Genomic DNA, 16,384 nt, shown 5'->3' with positions numbered 1-16,384 from the left:
ACGGTGCTGCTGCACAAGACATTCTTTACATGAATGATGCATTTATAAAAAAAATTAAAATTAATAAAACATAGAATAACCAGCCTCCCAACAAAAAAAGGCTGGTTATTCAGCTATTGGAGCCGTTTTTTCAATATGAGAAATTGTTCGCAAAGTTGTCACTTATGAAAGGATATCCCTTTTCGCTATAATGGCGAAGTACTTAAAAGAAGGGATGAAGCAATTTGCCGACATCGAAGAGAGAAAGTTTTTATTTTGGACTGTATTTGCCTTCCCTCTCCAGCTCATCATTATGGGACCTTTCGTTCGTTATCTATTTGCTAAATTTATTAAAGAACAAAGAATGATGGATTCGAGAAGTATAAGTTAGGGCTGCTAATAAGTGCATTTCTTCAAAAAGGAGGAATGCACTTTGTTTTTGAGTTGGGATTAGACGTTTAGGAAGGAAAAAGTCCAGATTTGTTGAATAAAAAATATTGAACATGATGAGCAGCCCGTAATTCTGTATAAAAATTAAAAGGAGTGAATTAGGATGATTAAGAAACTTGGACAGGTCATGGTATATGTAAAGAACCAGGATGAGGCTGTGAAATTTTGGACGGAAAATGCAGGGTTCACCGTTATTTCTGAAGAGGAAAACGGTCAAGGAATGAGATGGATTGAAATTGCCCCTTCAAATGATGCTGAAACAAGTATTATTCTTCATGATAAAGAACTCATCGCCAAAATGCAGCCAGAACTAAATCTGGGCACACCTTCCTTAATGTTTTTCACAGACAATCTCGATCAATTCCATAGCCGCCTGTTAAATAATGAAGTCACCGTTGGAGAAATTGCAGAAATGCCTTCACGGAGAGTTTTTAACTTTGCTGATAGTGAAAAGAACTATTTTGCAGTCATGGAGAAAAATAAGTAAAAAACAACTTAAAACGTTTGGTCGATTCCAATTGGGATCGGCTTTTAAATTCATTGCAGGCTTCCAAAAATAAAAAGAATGATAAAAAAGTTATATTTGTAATGATAAAAAGGAGCGAATATATATGTCAGCCAAAACTTTAAGGATATGCGACGAAGGGCATAAATACTATAAGAGCAGTGATTGTCCAAGTTGTCCAACATGTGAGCAGGAACGCAAACCGGATAACGGATTTCTTTCACAGCTATCCTCACCTGCAAGAAGAGCTTTGGAGCACGAAGGAATAACCACCCTGCAGCAGCTATCTGGTTTTAGTGAAAAAGAGATTTTTAATTTACATGGTATAGGTCCGGCATCTTTACCGAAGCTTAGAGCTTCTTTGAAAGAAAGTGGTTTATCATTTAGAAATTAACTTCAATATCATATCAATCATATTCAGTAAATTCATCGAACAAACGAAATCTTAACCTGTTCGATTTCAGTTTAAGGTTCTTCCTCTCCAAAAAGAAACCCGAAGTCTCAGGATAACGGGTTCCGTTTTGGGAGGGAAAATACAAAATAGCACTATAATTAGCAGACCAATTCGCAAAGCGTTTTGGTCTCTTTCTTTTGTTGATATATCAAGGTATAACGTGTTTTAGTAATGGAAATAACAGTAGGAATAGCACTCCAAAAAACCAGTGGACAATGGTTATTGTCCAGCATAAAATTGATATGTTATTTAGTGTGCTAAAACCTGTGCTAAAAGTTATGGATGAAAGGAAGTTCTACAGAAAGTGACAGTTAAGAAATGGAACTATATCAAACCAAAAAACCTTAATGCGGAGCAACCTAATTGGTTAAATCTACCAAGGATAAAAATGCAATAAACAGCTATCACGTTTTGGGTTCAGAGATACAAAAAGTTAGAAAGCAAACTAATTAGCACACCAATAATATGGTGTGCTTTTTCATTGAATTTTTAAATCAGGATATTGGACAATTATGTTAAAATGGAAATAACAGTTATTCAATTAAAGGGCAGTTTAATGGAATAAGTATGATTAACTTTTATTGGAATTAAGTATATTTTTTTAAATTTGATTCTCATTTGCATAAGGGCGGTTTTTCCATTTAATAGATAAATCCTTAGCAGGATAATCTTATACATAAGCGAATTAGGTTAATGAAGGTCAAAAAAACGAGGTGTTCAAATGGAAATCATCTTTCTTACTGTCATTATTGGTGTAGTCGCTTTTTCTCTTTATAAAATTATAAGGAAAAACCGCAAGCTGCCAAGCAATGAATATACACCGGTAAACGACATAGACAATGGTCTTGTGCGGAATTATTCAAATGAAATACCAATGAGTGACACAAAACACGAAGCTCCATATGAAGAAAATGATCAAAAATTGACAAAATAAAAGCTGTAAATTCCTTATATGTAATTTTGAACTATTGGGGGCTTATCCGGAACAAGATAAGTCTCCTTTTTTATATAAATAGTATTGTTATTAAGATTCTCATTTGAAATAATTGGTATTATCTAATAGGGATTTCTCTGGTCTGAAAAGGAGCTTTCGATGGAAAAGTTAAAAATGAAATTAAACCTCCCTCAAATAATACTTATGAGCGTTTTTGCTGCCACTGTAGTTCCTATTTCAAATTCTCTTATAGACTGGGATAAAAGGATATATGCTGGGATTTTTGCTGGATTAACAACTATTGTCGGTGGACTAATGGCCAAGGTTATTATTAGGGATAATGATTAAATTTGAACAGGTATATAACTACATTATTGAAAAGCATTGGAGGAAATCAAATCAATGAACAAGGTCATAAATGTATACCATCTAGTTACCAAGAATAAAATGAGTCTTGGTCAGATTATTAACTTTGACAATAACGAATACAATACCTTGTTCCGGTTCTTTTTTGAAACAAATCAATTAAATGCTAAAGGCGAAACATTTGATCAGATCTTACAAAGTGGTATCTCCGATAATGGCTTGAAGTTGAATAAAGACGATGCTGTAGTAGCAGTAAAGTATATGGATCAAACAATGAGAGCTGTAAGAGAAGTTATAGTTGAAATCGTTAGACTAAAAGATTATCCTGAATATCCTTCACGGCTTTCTTGTTTGTATGCAGCTAAAACCTATAGTGATGTTTTGAAATGGAAAAAAATATTCGACTCGTACAATCGAAGAGTTTTGCAGATTGTTAAACTGCGTGTGGAGGGTAAATCATTTGAAGGGAACGGAAACCTCTTACCAAAAGAAGATGGGGTTCCTTTTTCACAAAAAATGAAACAAGCTAAAGAATATTGGCAAAACGGTGAAGAAAACGATTTACCGGAGCTTTTGGTAAATGGGAAAATAGAAGTTGTAGAAATTATTGAGGAATTTTAAAAACAGACTAGGTGATATCTTGAATTCTTTTATTAAACAATCGGGGGCGATTGCTTAACAAAGTGTTGTCTCTTCTTATTAAAGTAAAGGGCAAAATAATTTTGAAGATAATTGATAAAGGAGATTCCTTGTATGTTTAGTTTCATAAACAGAACAAAATTGATAAAAGATGATTTAAAAGGTATAGCGGAATTGATGTATAAGGATGTCTCAAACGATACTTGGGATCAAGAGAACCTTACAAAGAGAAATTTAGATTTCACTATTGAAAGTATTCGCTATATTGATATATATACAAAACGATTAATGACTTCGGAAGTTGGTACGACACTTTTAAATGATCATTTTGATATATTCGTGTTAAGACTAGGTGCATATATTGGAGAAGTAATAAAAAGGGATATTAATCAGGACTTTAAATGGTATGAGTTCTATTCTGTATATCATTATTCTTCTAAACTTAACGTCTTACACAAGTGTATTGAAGAAGAGGCAGCTCTTTACTCCAAAAAGAGAGATATAGTTATATTACCTCTGTCTGTGGTAGCACAATTCTTAAAAGGGAACCCCACATACACTAATTTCCTAACTTATGTAGAAGAAGTGATTAAGCAACATCGTAAAATAGCTTAACTAATGATAGCAGCACATTTCTATTTTCTATGTGAACCTGGACGATCACCAATTATAACTTTTTAACTCTTTGCCATGATTCAGTAATAGGGGGCTTTAGTAAAACTTGCTGCCACATTTGTTCAGGGTTAGTGGTAATGTATGCAAAATTCGGATGGGAAATATTAAAGGGTTGGGGACTCCATTGATAAACAACTTTATGATTTAGCTTGGTATGAAGCTAATAAAGTAACCAAATTGATTAATAATGGAGACTTTAAATTACTTGATTTAGCAAATGTTTATAAACGTATCTTAGAGAAAAAACCCAACTAATCTTATTCAACAATCGGGGGCAATTGCAGCATATTGTGATTGTCCCCTTTAATACATATAAAGAGGTTCTTAAATGGAGAATTGTATTGAGAAGAGCATAAAAATCCCATATACAGTTGGAAACTTAAAGAAATTATTGGATAACCTATGTAAAAAAGAAAACAGCTTTTCGCACTATGATTTTGTTAATTGGTGCGATAACTTAACAATGGTATTTGCTAACGACGAAGGTATTGAATTAGATGAGAATGTTTCAATGGCTATTGAAATAGCAAGAGATATTGAATGTCAATGGGATTTGTTTTTAGTAAATACATATTCATTAGAAGAATTGCAGAAATTAGACCATTCAAAAGAAAAGCTACCTGATGAGTGGTTTAAAGATTGGTTGAAGCAGTTAAACGAGAAGCGAAAGTGAAATCTTTATTAAGCAATCGGGGGCAATTGCTGAATATAGTTATCGTCCCTTTAGTTAAGAATTGGGCAGGATAGCAGAATAAAAAGTCCTTATGAACAAGATGAAGTTTAAATAGAGGAGGGTCTTGTATGCGATGTTTTGAGCACAAGGAAACATATGATTTAAAAGTTGAAGGTGACGTTGATACAGATCCTATTTGGTGTAATCAATGCGGCAGTAACTTTGATATTGAGGAAGTTCCTATTTCAGATGAGTTAAAAGATGAACTTATGAGATGGGTAATGATGTACGGTGAGTGGATTGACTGGGATAAAGATACTTTGCGTCCCGACGGAATTGAATTGGAAAACACTCATAATAAATTAGGTGAACAACTTACAGAAAAAGTGAAGAAAGAACTGAATACTAAATACAAAGTGACTTTTTCTCCTTCTTCGACAGCTAGGTTGTATTCTGGTTTAGATTTTTAATATCTAACTAAGGAGCCTGTTGTGATAACTCCGAAGCAGTTAAGGATCGTTTTTCAACAATCGGGGGCGATTGCAGCAAAGCGGATCGCCTTTTCTTATTGAGGAATTGGGCAGTTTAATGGAAGAGTGGGTTAAACTTTAGAGAAGATAGGGGAAGCAAATTTTGTTGGTATTTTTACTTCATATTTTAATCAGTTTTATCGTGTTAGGAATAGCATTACTTCTAGCTCAGATAGCGGAATTTAATAGCAGTAGAATGAATAAGATTACTGCTAGAATCTCATTATTTGGTTTGTTATTGGTGGGTACAGGTATATACGTTGGATCTAAATCGTCTCTACATATGTACTTTTATGTAACATTAGTACTTCAATTAATATTACTGTGTATACTTACTCTCATTTACCACCGGTTTAAAAAAGTAGGTCACACAACGATTATAAATATTTGTTCAATATTCTTGGTCGCTATCAGTTATATAGTTTATATCTACTATATTGTCTCAAGTTTTATCCATTATTAGAAAACAGACGCAATTGCTGCATTGAATATGAATAATTGCTATTTCGCAATCGGGGGCAATAGCTGAGGAGAGGATCGCTGCGGCGGCCTTTTTTCTGTTTTGCTATCAGGTGAGTTTTGTGAAGGAGGTAAGTTGATTGAAAGTATAGAATAGAAGTAAGAAAGTGGTCGGGGAGTGAGGTGCAAAATGATTAAGGTTGTTATATTTGATTTAGATGGAACTTTGTTAAATAGAGATGAATCAATAAAGGTATTTATTCATAAACAATATGAAAGATTGAATAAATGGGTTAATCATACAACTAAAGAGAAATATACTAAACGATTTATAGAACTCGATAACCGAGGATATGTTTGGAAAGATAAAGTATATCAACAACTTAAGGAAGAGCTTGAAATTACAGGTGTAACCTGGGAGGACTTACTTCAAGATTATATAAGCCAGTTTAAGAATAATTGCATCCCCTTTCAAAATCTATTTGAAATGTTGGAGGAATTGAGGAATAAGGACTTTATCTTGGGGATGATTACAAATGGAATTGGGCAATTTCAAATGGATAATATAAAGGCTTTAGGTATTGAAAAATATTTTCAAACTATCTTAATATCGGAATGGGAAGGACTAAAAAAACCAGACCCCAATATCTTTTTGAGAGCTTTAAAACAACTCGATGTTCCGCCGAATCAAAGTGTTTATGTTGGCGATCATCCCGAAAATGATGTACAAGCTGCTCAAAACGTAGGAATGAAAGCAATATGGAAAAAAGATATTCACTGGAAGCATTTCACGCCAAGTTTAATGATTGATGATTTAGGGGAACTGCCTTTAATCATATCCAATGTAAGTGAAAATAATAAAGTATATCGTTAAGTCAATGGGGGTTTGTCAGGAATAACTCCCTTCAGTGAAATAATTTATCTTCCGCAATCGGGGGCGATTGATGAAAATGATTTCAGCATTCGACCTTGTAATCTACAAGGATGTTGAATTAATTAGGGGGAATTTTTATGTTCGTAGTTAATGTAGAAGGTGCCATTCATAACGACGATAGATGGCTTCTTATCTTGAGGAGCGAAAATGAGGAACACGCAGGAGGTACTCTTTCACTGGTCGGCGGAAAATGCGAACTTGAAGGGTTTTCAACAGATATTTTAGAAAGAACTTTAAAAAGAGAAATTTTTGAAGAAGTTGGCTGCGAAGTTACAGATCTCAAATACGTGAATAGTTCTTCTTTTGTTACTGAATCAGGCATTAATGTGATTGATATTGTTTTTCTATGTAAACATAAGTCGGGGGAGCCTTATCCTAAATGCAGCCAAGAAGTGGATGACATTATTTGGTTAACTACTTCTGAGATTCTTGCCAATACTGAGCTGCATGAATATTTAAAAAACAATATCAAACAAGCCGAGAGAGTATTACAAGAAAATTCCTACGTTAGTTGATAGTAATACATATTCCATTATAGAGGGCGATAGCAGTAAAGAGGATAGCCTTTTCTTATTGAGGAATTAAGAAATCGTATATAAGCTAAAAAGTACGGAGAATCAAAAATAAACCCGGCAAAGCATTATCCTGACGAACATTGAAGATATATAGATCTTATAAGATTTCAATTTTAAGAAGTGACTATGGCAGCAACCAAGGTTACAATTTCTCAAATCTTTTTTGTCTTATAAGCGCTAAAAGGTTTTCTACCTATTAAGAGGAGAGTTCTGCCTTTAGGTTTATTTTATTTCTAGTAATTGATTTTTTAAAATAAAACGTTTTCCACTAATTTCTTTATCATTAATTTTCAAATCAGAAGTAGCTGCACTAATATAATAAGTTCCTTTTTCTTTAATTAATGGACGTACTTCTTTAATTACAGAATGATTTCTTTGTATTTTTTCTGTCAATAGGGATTTTTCAGAATCAGGTATATTTTTGTAAACAACCTCGTTTTGTTTATCTTTAATAATAATATAATCTATAGTATTACTTCCGTGAGTCAATAGTACTTCATCGGTGCCAATATAATCTAATTTTAACTCGATCAAAAACTCTTCATTCTTAGTAGTTTTTTGGTGATAAATTAGTTGGAATTGTAAATTGTCTTTAACTACTGACACTTTTATTGTGTCATTCTCTGAAAATGAACATCCTGATAAGAGTATGATAAATACAATAAAAATTACTACATTAAATTTACTATTAATATTTATTGACCTCCCTTTTGTTAATTAAAAAACAAGTTTTAAATCCTTTGAATAAAAGTATGCGGTTGTAATTATTTATTGTACATCTCCGATACCCTTTGGGTTGCTTATAACCATAATTATACAATAAAATCTAGTGAATGAAGATCGATTTTAGAATTTTTTGGAATTATTATAATAAGCCATAGTGAAAATAGCTATTCCATTAAAGGGGGCATTAATTGAAGAAGGATTAATGCTCTTTTTGTTGAAATTCAATAAAATAAAAAATGAGTAAGACATCAGGAGGAAAAAACTTTGAGTAATGAGGAAAAGGTTAAAATAATTTTTGTTTTTGCATTATTTAGTTCAATTGGTACTTTTATAGTAGGTGAAATTGGACTTTTCTTAGGAGTTATTATAGGGACTCTGTATATGATACTTATTGAGCTATCTAAGATTTCTTCTTATTTAAAGGAACTATCTTCTAAAGATATTTAGATTATTGCCTTGGAATATAAATCAAATCCTTATTACACAATCGGGGGCGATAGATGAAGATTCTCGCCCCGATTTGATGTTAATGATCAGATATTGAGTTGGCGATTTCAGCTAATACTTCTTTTGCGTCTATATTCACTTCATCAGGAATGCTCAAAATGTATTGGAAGCCAAACTTTTCAACCACCAATTGATTAAAACCTCTTACCCTTTTTGAAAAAATAGCATTGCTGCCGTCCCTCAATGTAACGATTTGTGTTATGTGTTTATCTTTAAACTTAATACCGTTTCTAACCGGCCTAACTGATAAACTGTAAGTATGTTTAGGTTTATCTTCATTTACATAAACAACTTCAAACTGGTCATTGAGGTTTCCATCTAAATCAGAAAACCGGCCAAAACTATGAGTAAATGTTATTGGCGGTAGCCTGTTGGGTAGTACAATTTTCTTTTTGAAGTGCTCACTACTGATTTGAAGTTCCTCATAGATGTATCCGTAACCAATCTGAAAATAATCACTCGAGGTCCTATCAATACTATCGCTTGCATTCGCCGACTTAATTAAAGGTCCAATAAATAAAAGGCAGACTAGCACAACGATCCTAATAATAACCACTTCCTTTTACTATTTTTAGTTGAAGTATTCAGGATATTATTTGCTTAAATTGAATATGTATGCTGAATTGCATTATTCAACAATCGGGGGCGATTGCTTAATAAAGTGTCGTCTTCCCTTATTGGAAAGGCAGTTTAAAGAAATACCTATTATTGGAGATCTATACTTAGTGCCAATGAATTAAGGAACGACAATTACAAGTAAATGAGGTGAATAGATGAACGTCATAAATTTAATTAAGAAAACTGAGAGGCAGTTTAGATTCACTTTGTTAATCGTGTTTCTAACTTTAATTATTCTGCATTACATTACTTTTAATTTCTCACCTGAAGTGATTTCATCTATTGTTGGGACAATGTTCATTAGTACATTATTGGCTGAGTATTTCTATTTTCGATTACTTAACAAATTAAAGGACCTAAAGTGAAATTGCCCGTGCATTTTGCATCCCATAAGTATTCTACAATCGGGGGCAATTGCTGCAAAGTGGATCGCCTTTTATTTTTGGGAAATGAGCAATTCAATGAGCAAGGGGGATTGTCTAAATAGAAAGTTCATACACTGATTATCGGAGTGATAGCATTGAAAAATTCCCCATTTTATGTAGTGTACTTTCAGTCAGCTTAGGTGTTTTTATTTGGTATCTAATATTAGTTGCCATTAAATTAGAGATTATAGTGGGAGTTATAATAGTCCAACTTATAGTATCAGTTATAGGCCTCTTTAGAAAAAGTGAAAATAAAATTCTTATTTCTATCGGAATTATTCTAAGTATTTCACCAGTAATAGCTTACTTTTATTTATGATTAAGTTAACATTAATCAGGATTAAAGCCATTCATTCTTCGACAATCGGGGGCGATTGCTTAACAAAGCGTCACCTCTTCTTATTAAAGTAAAGGGCCAGATTGTTTAGGAATCTTGTATAATAAACTCAAAAGTTTTTTCAGATAGAGGGTAAAAAAATGGATAAACAAACAGCCAAAAATATTAGAGAAAATTTAAAGGCTGATTGTACGAAGTGCTTTGGACTTTGTTGTACAGCGCTTAATATTGTAGCATCAAGTGATTTTCCGATTAACAAACCGGCAGGTACTCCTTGTATGAATTTGCGGTCTGATTACAGTTGCCAAGTTCATAGCCAGTTAAGGGATAAAGGATTCAAAGGCTGTACAGTATTTGATTGTTTGGGTGCTGGACAAGTCGTTTCTCAAGTTACTTTTAACGGTCAGAGTTGGAGAGAAAACCCAGACATTGGGAAGAAAATGTTTCAAGTTTTTCCCATCATGGAGCAAATTCATGAAATGATTGGATACGTGGCAGAAGCTCTGTCTTACGATATACCGGATGATTTAGCTGACAAGTTGGGAAAACAGTTAAAGGAATTGCAGGCTTTAACGAAGTTGGACGCAGATAATTTATTGTCACTTGATCTAGTGATGTACCGATTTTCTTTAAATGAGCTGCTTACTTTAGCGAGTGATTTTGTTAGGAAAAATATAATTGATAAAATACCTGGTGTTCGGAAAATTAAAGAGTTTGACCATGCAAGAGCTGATTGGATGGGCAAAAAGTTAAAAGGAAAAGATTTAAGAGCGACTGATTTTAGGGGAGCCTATTTGATTGCTGCGGATATGGGAAATACAGATTTAAGGGCAGTCAATTTTATTGGTGCAGATTTGCGAGATGTTAATATCAGCGGCGCTGATTTGTCCACCAGTATGTTTTTGACTCAAATGCAAATTAATTCGGCTAAAGGTGATGTAAAGACAACATTACCCTCCCATATACATCGACCTTCTCATTGGATTAACTAATCTTATTCATGTTTGTGTATTGAAAGAGCCTATTTGAAGATGGTATTACAATCAGTCTTATTCAAGAATCGGGTGCGTTTGCCGCAAAGTGGATCGCCATTTCTTATTTAGGTATTGGTGGAAGAAGATATACATTAAAGTAATAATAAATAACTGGGGGAGTTATGATGTTCCCTATTGGTGAACAGCCGGAGTTTATTAAAGATTTAAATGATGTTGATACTACAATAGTTGAAATAGCTCTTCAAGGTAAAACAAATAACCTTGAGAAGTTGATAAACTACCAACACCTTGAAACGGTTTGGTTATTTAATGTTAATCAGGCAGAGTTTGACCTGATACTTAATCTTATTAAGCCAAAGGTTCTTTGTATATATGGGATGAAGGTAGAGAGATTAACTGCATTAGAACTATTAAGTACTACAGAGCAAATCTATTTGTGTTGGAATACAAAAGCGGATAAACTGTGGGATTTGTCTAAGAACACAGCACTTAAAACTCTGTCGATTGAGGATTTCAAGAAATTAAACAGCGTATATGAATTGAAAAATCATACAGCTATTGAATCCTTACGTTTATCAGGTGGAGTATGGAACACTCTAAATTTAGATACTCTTGAGCCATTAAAAGGAATGATTCGCCTCGATTCTTTAAGTCTGCTCAACATTAGAGTGAGAGATGAATCTCTAGAACCATTAACTCAACTTAAGAATTATCGAACTTAACAATATCAAATCAGTTTCCAACAGAGGAATATGCAAAATTGTCCATCGCTCTAGCTGATACTAAATGCGATTACTTTCAGCCATATGTAGTATTAGATGATCCGATAGATGGGAAAGACATAATGGTTATTGGAAAACGAAAACCTTTTCTAAATTCAGTAGCTGACCACAAGAAAATTGAAAAATACACTTCACAATTTAAAGCTTTTCAAGAGAAATTTATCAGTTTGTTTTAATTTCAATTATTCCATTATAGGGGGCTTTAATGGAAGAAGGATCATAGAAATGATCAAACTTTATTCTAAAGTAACATGCATAAACACCCTTTTTTTTATGCAGCCAACCGGCTTCTTCCGCAGCTGAAAACGTTGATCTAGCAGCCTTGTATAAAAACGTGCATAAATGATAAATCCGGACAGTGAAAAACCCCTTGATTACCAAGGGGTTTTCTTTTTTGCAACTTCCTCTAGGTTTTATTATGTAAATTAGAAATGAATATTGTATTCATGAGAAACTAAACTCCTAGTATTTAGCTATTATAGTTATCTTACACTGGAACTATTTCCTACTAATTCACCTAAATTATCTAGATCTTTTGAAATATTTAAAATGACTAAATATCTCCATTCGTTATTAATTTTTCCTAAGGATGTAACCTGATGAACCTCAACTATATCATTCTCATATTCTTTATTAAAATGACAAATCTCATGTAATGTTGAACCTAGATCAGTATTGTCCCAATTAGATACATCTAACTGGATAAATACTTGGTTTCTTTTTATATTCATCGTTTTCTCCTTACTTAGAATGCTAATGGAAATTGCGTACTCTTTGAAGCATCTTTTTTAATTAGGGGTAGCACCACCATTTCGCGGATTTACAACGCTAAGCGTTTATGTCAAAAAGTATGCTATATGACAACCCTAATATCCTTTGAATTCATTATGTCTAGAAGCCTGCATTTAAGTTATGCAATATTTTATTTGATTAAGGGACTTTATGACATATGGAGATTAGGAAGATTCTCTTAACGTTGTCATATCAAGAGATTTTTGGGTTCTACACCCCTTAGCGTTGTAATCTGCGTTTCGCTGGCAGGACCCCTATTACTATAGCAAATTTATCGGGAGAAGCGTAGAGCCATTCCGATAAATTCAGGAAAACTTTAAGGTCAATATGTCTAGGACAGTGTCTTAGTGTCCTAGACTATTTTGAAACCATAAGGGAGGGCTAAATACTAAACAAGTGATTACGATTGTTGTTTCTGATGTTGGTAAAATCGATGAGATAATAAGAACGTATGCAGTTTAGTCAAGAGACGATATGGTGTAATATGGTAATGTGTAGTTATTAATACGAGGTCTTATTAAATCCTGTTATATGGAAAATTAGATTATGAATAAAATAAAGATGGGGGAACAATATGAGCCAAAAATCTAAACCTACAGAATTAGATATATTTAAAGACAGTACCAATGATGGTGAAATAATTGAGCGTAATAGCTCAAAAAACAGTCCTACTTTCAGTAATGGGTCAATTGGAAAAGAACTTGCAGCTACAGCAGCAATAGAAATTGCTAAAGCAGCAGCACCAGTTGCCATAGAAATGATAAAAGGAAGAATCGATGATGATCGAGAGGAAAAGAAGAAAATTAGAGAAGACAGAAGAACAATTCTGCAGAAGGAATTCAATAACTTAATAAAAAATATTGAAGAAGAAGAGGAGTTTAATCTTCCACAATCGGTGGCTATTGTGTAATATCGGTTTTCACCCTTTGACGTTCAGAATATAGCGAGGAGAAAATAATGATTACTGATAAAAAGATTCACCGAGCTTTTGGAGTTTATGGCATTTACACCGATGGCAATAAAATACTAGTAATCAATAAGAACAGAGGACCTTACATAAATCGTTATGATCTTCCAGGAGGAAGTTTAGAAGATGGTGAAAGTCTGACAGGAGCTTTAAAACGAGAATTTCTTGAAGAGACTGGTATTGAAGTGAAAATAGAAAAGAACTTAGGTATTGCAGATTTTATGTTGCCTTGGGATTGGAATGATTGTGAATTTGTCCATCACATTGCAGCTTATTATTTGGTTGAAAAAGTCCGTGGTAATATAAATAATCCTCATCAGTTTGAAGGTCAAGACTCTCTGGGTGCGTTGTGGTTATCAGAAAAAGAAGCAAATATTAATAATGCATCTCCACTAGTTCTTAAAGCATTTAGGTGGTTAAAGGAAAGTGTATTTGATCAGGATATTGAGGTTTATAATGATTGGAAAATGAAAATGTAAGATATTCAGCAATCGGGGGCGATTGCAGCAAAGCGGTACGCCTTTTTTTTGAAGCATTGGGCAGCGTTTATGATTTTATAGGAAGTCAGCTTTGATTAAATATAATTCTATTATGGTGGTGTAAAGGGTTGAGTACAATAATTCAAGCAATTATAGGTTCTGTATTTGTTCATTTGATTTATTTTCTAATCACGTTTGTAATGGAATATATAAAGACTAAAAGATATGTCCCAGATATAGATAGTGCTTGGGAGAGTGTTAATGAACTTCCAAACGAAGTAGAGTTTGGAAGAACAGTCTCACCGGTATTTTTCTTTGGGTCTTTCGTGGGAGTATCGGTAATTTGCGGCTTAATAATTTATGTATTGAAACAAGCTCTTATCTAACTGAACTAAAATGAACCACTCTCTTCGATTATAGGGGGCTATTGCTGCAAAGTAATTTGCTTTGGTCCTTCTAATTAACTAGTTGAAGGTGTTAATCCAAGGAGGGTTAAGGCCTTTTTTGTTGAAATCTTTGAATGTCGTTATCAAATTCCTGAACGAACCTAAAGGGGTGATGAAATTATGAGTGATATGAAATTGGTAAGGGGAAAAGTCAACTCCTTTAAAGAGTTTATGGAAACTATCTGTAAGATCACTAAAATTCAATCAACTTTGGTGATTGGAATAGATGGATGTGGCGGCTCAGGGAAAAGTACATTTGCTGATAAAATGAAAGAAGTACTCCCTAATATAACAATTGTACATAATGATGATTTTTACTTTCCTTCATCACAAATTATAAAAAAACATCCTACACAAAAGCCAGTCGGTGCAGACTTCGATTGGAAACGTCTTTTAGATCAGGTACTGGAACCAATAAGCCAAGGGAGAGAAGGACAATATCAGCGATACGATTGGGAAACTGATTCTTTAGCAGAATGCCATACTGTGCCTGTAGGGGGTAATGTCGTAGTTGAAGGTATATATACCACTCGTCAAGAACTAGAAAATAAATATGATATAAAGATATGGATTGATTGCCCTAGAGAGATAAGGCTATCAAGAGGTATTAAAAGAGATGGAGAAGACGCTCGTGAATTGTGGGAAGATAATTGGATGATATCAGAAGATATTTATCTGGAAGAGCAAAAACCATTCCAAAGAGCAGATTTTGTATTCAGTGGGACTAAGTGAACTTTCAACAATCGGGGGCGATTGCAGCAAAGTGGATCGCCTTTTCTTATTGTGGATTTGGCAGGGTAGCTCAATAGGTAATGATAGGATTCATAAATCTCAAACAGGTGTAGGTAGGTAAAAGAAGAATATGGACAAATGAAAAGGCACGTAACTTATATTATTTAGGATTAGAAAATTTCGAGAATCCGGATTATGAAAATTCCCTAAAATGCTTTATTGAATCCAATAAATTAGATGAACATTCACGTACTTATGCGAGAATTTATGAATGTTTAAAGAAGTTACGAAAAAATAAAGAAGCTAAAGCCTTTATAGTGTCACTTTGACTGATAATTTGCGTATATTTTAAGTGTTATTTTGCACATCCAACTATAAAAACCCAGCTATCTTCACATGAGAAATTAGCTGGGTTTCTTAATATTTACATCCAATTATTTATAGAATTGATTTGTAATTAAAGCGCTTCTGAGGCTTGACTAACCAATGAGACAAGCTGGTCGAAATCAATCGTATCCCCTTTGCGGAGCTTCATTGTCTTTCTTTCTGGAGGTCCATCGAACATGCCTTCTACAAGATACAGTGTGACGGCATTAAAAATTGTAAAGCTGACTGCTGCTTTTGATATCGAGATAACAGCAGCGTACTTTCCGTTCTTTAAAAAATGTGGCTTTTTGTATTGAATGCGTTCATGTACATTTGGTATGGCCTTGTGGACAACTTCCCTCAGATTAGTGGCAAGTTCTCCCTGCCAGGGTTCTTTTAATGCATCAATAAAATCAGTTATTTCTTGGTTCATTTTTACACACACTCCTTTTCATAGGGTTTATATACTGCCTGAAAAATCTTTCTTGAATAAAACAAATAAACTTTTTGAAATTGACATTATAAATTTTTCAACATATTAAGCTGATCTTGTAAAGAGGCTTCCATCGCCTTTATTCCAGGGTCTTGTATGGACTCTAGTTTCTCTTTTAGACTTCGTAATTCTATCTCGTACTTGCCTCTCACCTTTGGAACCGGCATTCTTAGCGCCAAGTTTAGCGCCTCGTCCTCCGTACTCACATTAATCAACATATATTCCATGGTAAGGTCTTGATTTACCGGAAACGGGCCTGCCAATACCTGTGGTTTTCCACCTTTCTTTGGATACGTTATTCTTAACCCGGTTGAACTTGGCTGAAGCTCTTCATCGGCAAGAAGTGCACCTTTTTTAGCCAGTGACTTCTTATACGAAATCATTGCCTCGCGGTAATCCTTTCCGTCGGCTAGCCCCGCCTCCGAGTACTCTGTGGCTTTGACAATCAATAAAAATCTCATTGTTTTCCCTCCTCGTTTAAGTTGGAAGAATTGAAGAGCAGAATAGACTGCTCAACTATTCCTTTACCAGCACGACGAATAAGGA

Annotated in this window: 22 protein-coding genes; 17 read left to right on the top strand and 5 right to left on the bottom strand. The window is 33.9% G+C overall.

Annotated elements, in window-relative coordinates; genetic code table 11:
- The first annotated feature begins 532 nt into the window (after positions 1-532).
- The 10 genes from ABEQ24_RS09925 to ABEQ24_RS09880 all read left to right on the top strand — a co-directional run bounded on the left by ABEQ24_RS09925 (position 533) and on the right by ABEQ24_RS09880 (position 7,113).
- A complete protein-coding gene (locus ABEQ24_RS09925) occupies positions 533-916 on the top strand; it encodes a VOC family protein (RefSeq protein WP_430006639.1) in 384 nt (127 codons plus the stop codon).
- A 124-nt stretch (positions 917-1,040) separates the two neighbouring features.
- Complete coding sequence (locus ABEQ24_RS09920; protein WP_430006638.1) at positions 1,041-1,328, top strand: RNA polymerase alpha subunit C-terminal domain-containing protein; 288 nt, start codon at positions 1,041-1,043, stop codon at positions 1,326-1,328.
- Between the two features lie 781 nt (positions 1,329-2,109).
- A complete protein-coding gene (locus ABEQ24_RS09915; protein ID WP_430006637.1) occupies positions 2,110-2,322 on the top strand; it encodes a hypothetical protein in 213 nt (70 codons plus the stop codon).
- A 159-nt stretch (positions 2,323-2,481) separates the two neighbouring features.
- Positions 2,482-2,670 (top strand): hypothetical protein, encoded by a 189-nt coding sequence (locus ABEQ24_RS09910; protein ID WP_430006636.1) that lies wholly within the window; start codon positions 2,482-2,484, stop codon positions 2,668-2,670.
- Positions 2,671-2,724: 54 nt separating this feature from the next.
- On the top strand, positions 2,725-3,309 hold the full coding sequence (locus tag ABEQ24_RS09905) for a DUF2441 domain-containing protein (RefSeq protein WP_430006635.1): 585 nt from the start codon (positions 2,725-2,727) through the stop codon (positions 3,307-3,309).
- A gap of 132 nt (positions 3,310-3,441) precedes the next feature.
- The gene (locus ABEQ24_RS09900) at positions 3,442-3,942 is read left to right on the top strand and encodes a hypothetical protein (RefSeq protein ID WP_430006634.1); all 501 of its coding nucleotides are present in this window, start codon (positions 3,442-3,444) and stop codon (positions 3,940-3,942) included.
- Between the two features lie 388 nt (positions 3,943-4,330).
- A complete protein-coding gene (locus tag ABEQ24_RS09895) occupies positions 4,331-4,675 on the top strand; it encodes a hypothetical protein (protein WP_430006633.1) in 345 nt (114 codons plus the stop codon).
- Between the two features lie 128 nt (positions 4,676-4,803).
- Positions 4,804-5,145, top strand: coding sequence for a hypothetical protein (locus ABEQ24_RS09890; protein WP_430006632.1), 342 nt, complete (start codon positions 4,804-4,806; stop codon positions 5,143-5,145).
- A gap of 709 nt (positions 5,146-5,854) precedes the next feature.
- Complete coding sequence (locus tag ABEQ24_RS09885; RefSeq protein ID WP_430006631.1) at positions 5,855-6,538, top strand: HAD family hydrolase; 684 nt, start codon at positions 5,855-5,857, stop codon at positions 6,536-6,538.
- A gap of 137 nt (positions 6,539-6,675) precedes the next feature.
- The gene (locus ABEQ24_RS09880) at positions 6,676-7,113 is read left to right on the top strand and encodes an NUDIX hydrolase (protein ID WP_430006630.1); all 438 of its coding nucleotides are present in this window, start codon (positions 6,676-6,678) and stop codon (positions 7,111-7,113) included.
- A 282-nt stretch (positions 7,114-7,395) separates the two neighbouring features.
- Here ABEQ24_RS09880 and ABEQ24_RS09875 read toward each other — a convergent pair whose 3' ends face one another.
- The gene (locus ABEQ24_RS09875; RefSeq protein ID WP_430006629.1) at positions 7,396-7,779 is read right to left on the bottom strand and encodes a hypothetical protein; all 384 of its coding nucleotides are present in this window, start codon (positions 7,777-7,779) and stop codon (positions 7,396-7,398) included.
- A 384-nt stretch (positions 7,780-8,163) separates the two neighbouring features.
- Between ABEQ24_RS09875 and ABEQ24_RS09870 the strand changes: the two genes are divergently transcribed.
- Positions 8,164-8,346, top strand: a complete 183-nt coding sequence (locus tag ABEQ24_RS09870) for a hypothetical protein (protein WP_430006628.1) — start codon at positions 8,164-8,166, stop codon at positions 8,344-8,346.
- 79 nt (positions 8,347-8,425) lie between these two features.
- On the opposite strand, the gene ABEQ24_RS09865 is transcribed toward ABEQ24_RS09870, so the two are convergent.
- Positions 8,426-8,962, bottom strand: a complete 537-nt coding sequence (locus tag ABEQ24_RS09865; RefSeq protein ID WP_430006627.1) for a hypothetical protein — start codon at positions 8,960-8,962, stop codon at positions 8,426-8,428.
- 964 nt (positions 8,963-9,926) lie between these two features.
- On the opposite strand from ABEQ24_RS09865, the gene ABEQ24_RS09860 reads away from it, so the two are divergent.
- Both ABEQ24_RS09860 and ABEQ24_RS09855 read left to right on the top strand, forming a co-directional pair.
- A complete protein-coding gene (locus tag ABEQ24_RS09860; protein WP_430006626.1) occupies positions 9,927-10,778 on the top strand; it encodes a pentapeptide repeat-containing protein in 852 nt (283 codons plus the stop codon).
- A gap of 167 nt (positions 10,779-10,945) precedes the next feature.
- A complete protein-coding gene (locus ABEQ24_RS09855) occupies positions 10,946-11,503 on the top strand; it encodes a hypothetical protein (protein WP_430006625.1) in 558 nt (185 codons plus the stop codon).
- A 542-nt stretch (positions 11,504-12,045) separates the two neighbouring features.
- Here the strand turns inward: ABEQ24_RS09855 and ABEQ24_RS09850 are convergent.
- A complete protein-coding gene (locus ABEQ24_RS09850; RefSeq protein WP_430006624.1) occupies positions 12,046-12,294 on the bottom strand; it encodes a hypothetical protein in 249 nt (82 codons plus the stop codon).
- Between the two features lie 635 nt (positions 12,295-12,929).
- On the opposite strand from ABEQ24_RS09850, the gene ABEQ24_RS09845 reads away from it, so the two are divergent.
- The 4 genes from ABEQ24_RS09845 (at position 12,930) to ABEQ24_RS09830 (ending at position 14,979) form a co-directional block, all read left to right on the top strand.
- Positions 12,930-13,265, top strand: coding sequence for a hypothetical protein (locus ABEQ24_RS09845; RefSeq protein ID WP_430006623.1), 336 nt, complete (start codon positions 12,930-12,932; stop codon positions 13,263-13,265).
- Between the two features lie 47 nt (positions 13,266-13,312).
- On the top strand, positions 13,313-13,801 hold the full coding sequence (locus ABEQ24_RS09840) for an NUDIX hydrolase (protein ID WP_430006622.1): 489 nt from the start codon (positions 13,313-13,315) through the stop codon (positions 13,799-13,801).
- A gap of 128 nt (positions 13,802-13,929) precedes the next feature.
- Entirely contained in the window at positions 13,930-14,187 is a 258-nt protein-coding gene (locus ABEQ24_RS09835; RefSeq protein ID WP_430006621.1) for a hypothetical protein, read from the top strand.
- Between the two features lie 231 nt (positions 14,188-14,418).
- On the top strand, positions 14,419-14,979 hold the full coding sequence (locus ABEQ24_RS09830) for a uridine kinase family protein (protein ID WP_430006729.1): 561 nt from the start codon (positions 14,419-14,421) through the stop codon (positions 14,977-14,979).
- Positions 14,980-15,436: 457 nt separating this feature from the next.
- Here ABEQ24_RS09830 and ABEQ24_RS09825 read toward each other — a convergent pair whose 3' ends face one another.
- Positions 15,437-15,778 (bottom strand): DUF1801 domain-containing protein, encoded by a 342-nt coding sequence (locus tag ABEQ24_RS09825; protein ID WP_430006620.1) that lies wholly within the window; start codon positions 15,776-15,778, stop codon positions 15,437-15,439.
- Between the two features lie 86 nt (positions 15,779-15,864).
- Complete coding sequence (locus tag ABEQ24_RS09820) at positions 15,865-16,299, bottom strand: YciI family protein (protein WP_430006619.1); 435 nt, start codon at positions 16,297-16,299, stop codon at positions 15,865-15,867.
- Positions 16,300-16,384: the final 85 nt, after the last annotated feature.

Source organism: Metabacillus idriensis, assembly GCF_050483325.1.
Taxonomy (GTDB): Bacteria; Bacillota; Bacilli; order Bacillales; family Bacillaceae; genus Bacillus_P; species Bacillus_P idriensis_A.
The sequence above is the reverse complement of the archived record's forward strand: the minus strand, read 5'-3'. Positions and strand labels throughout refer to the sequence as shown.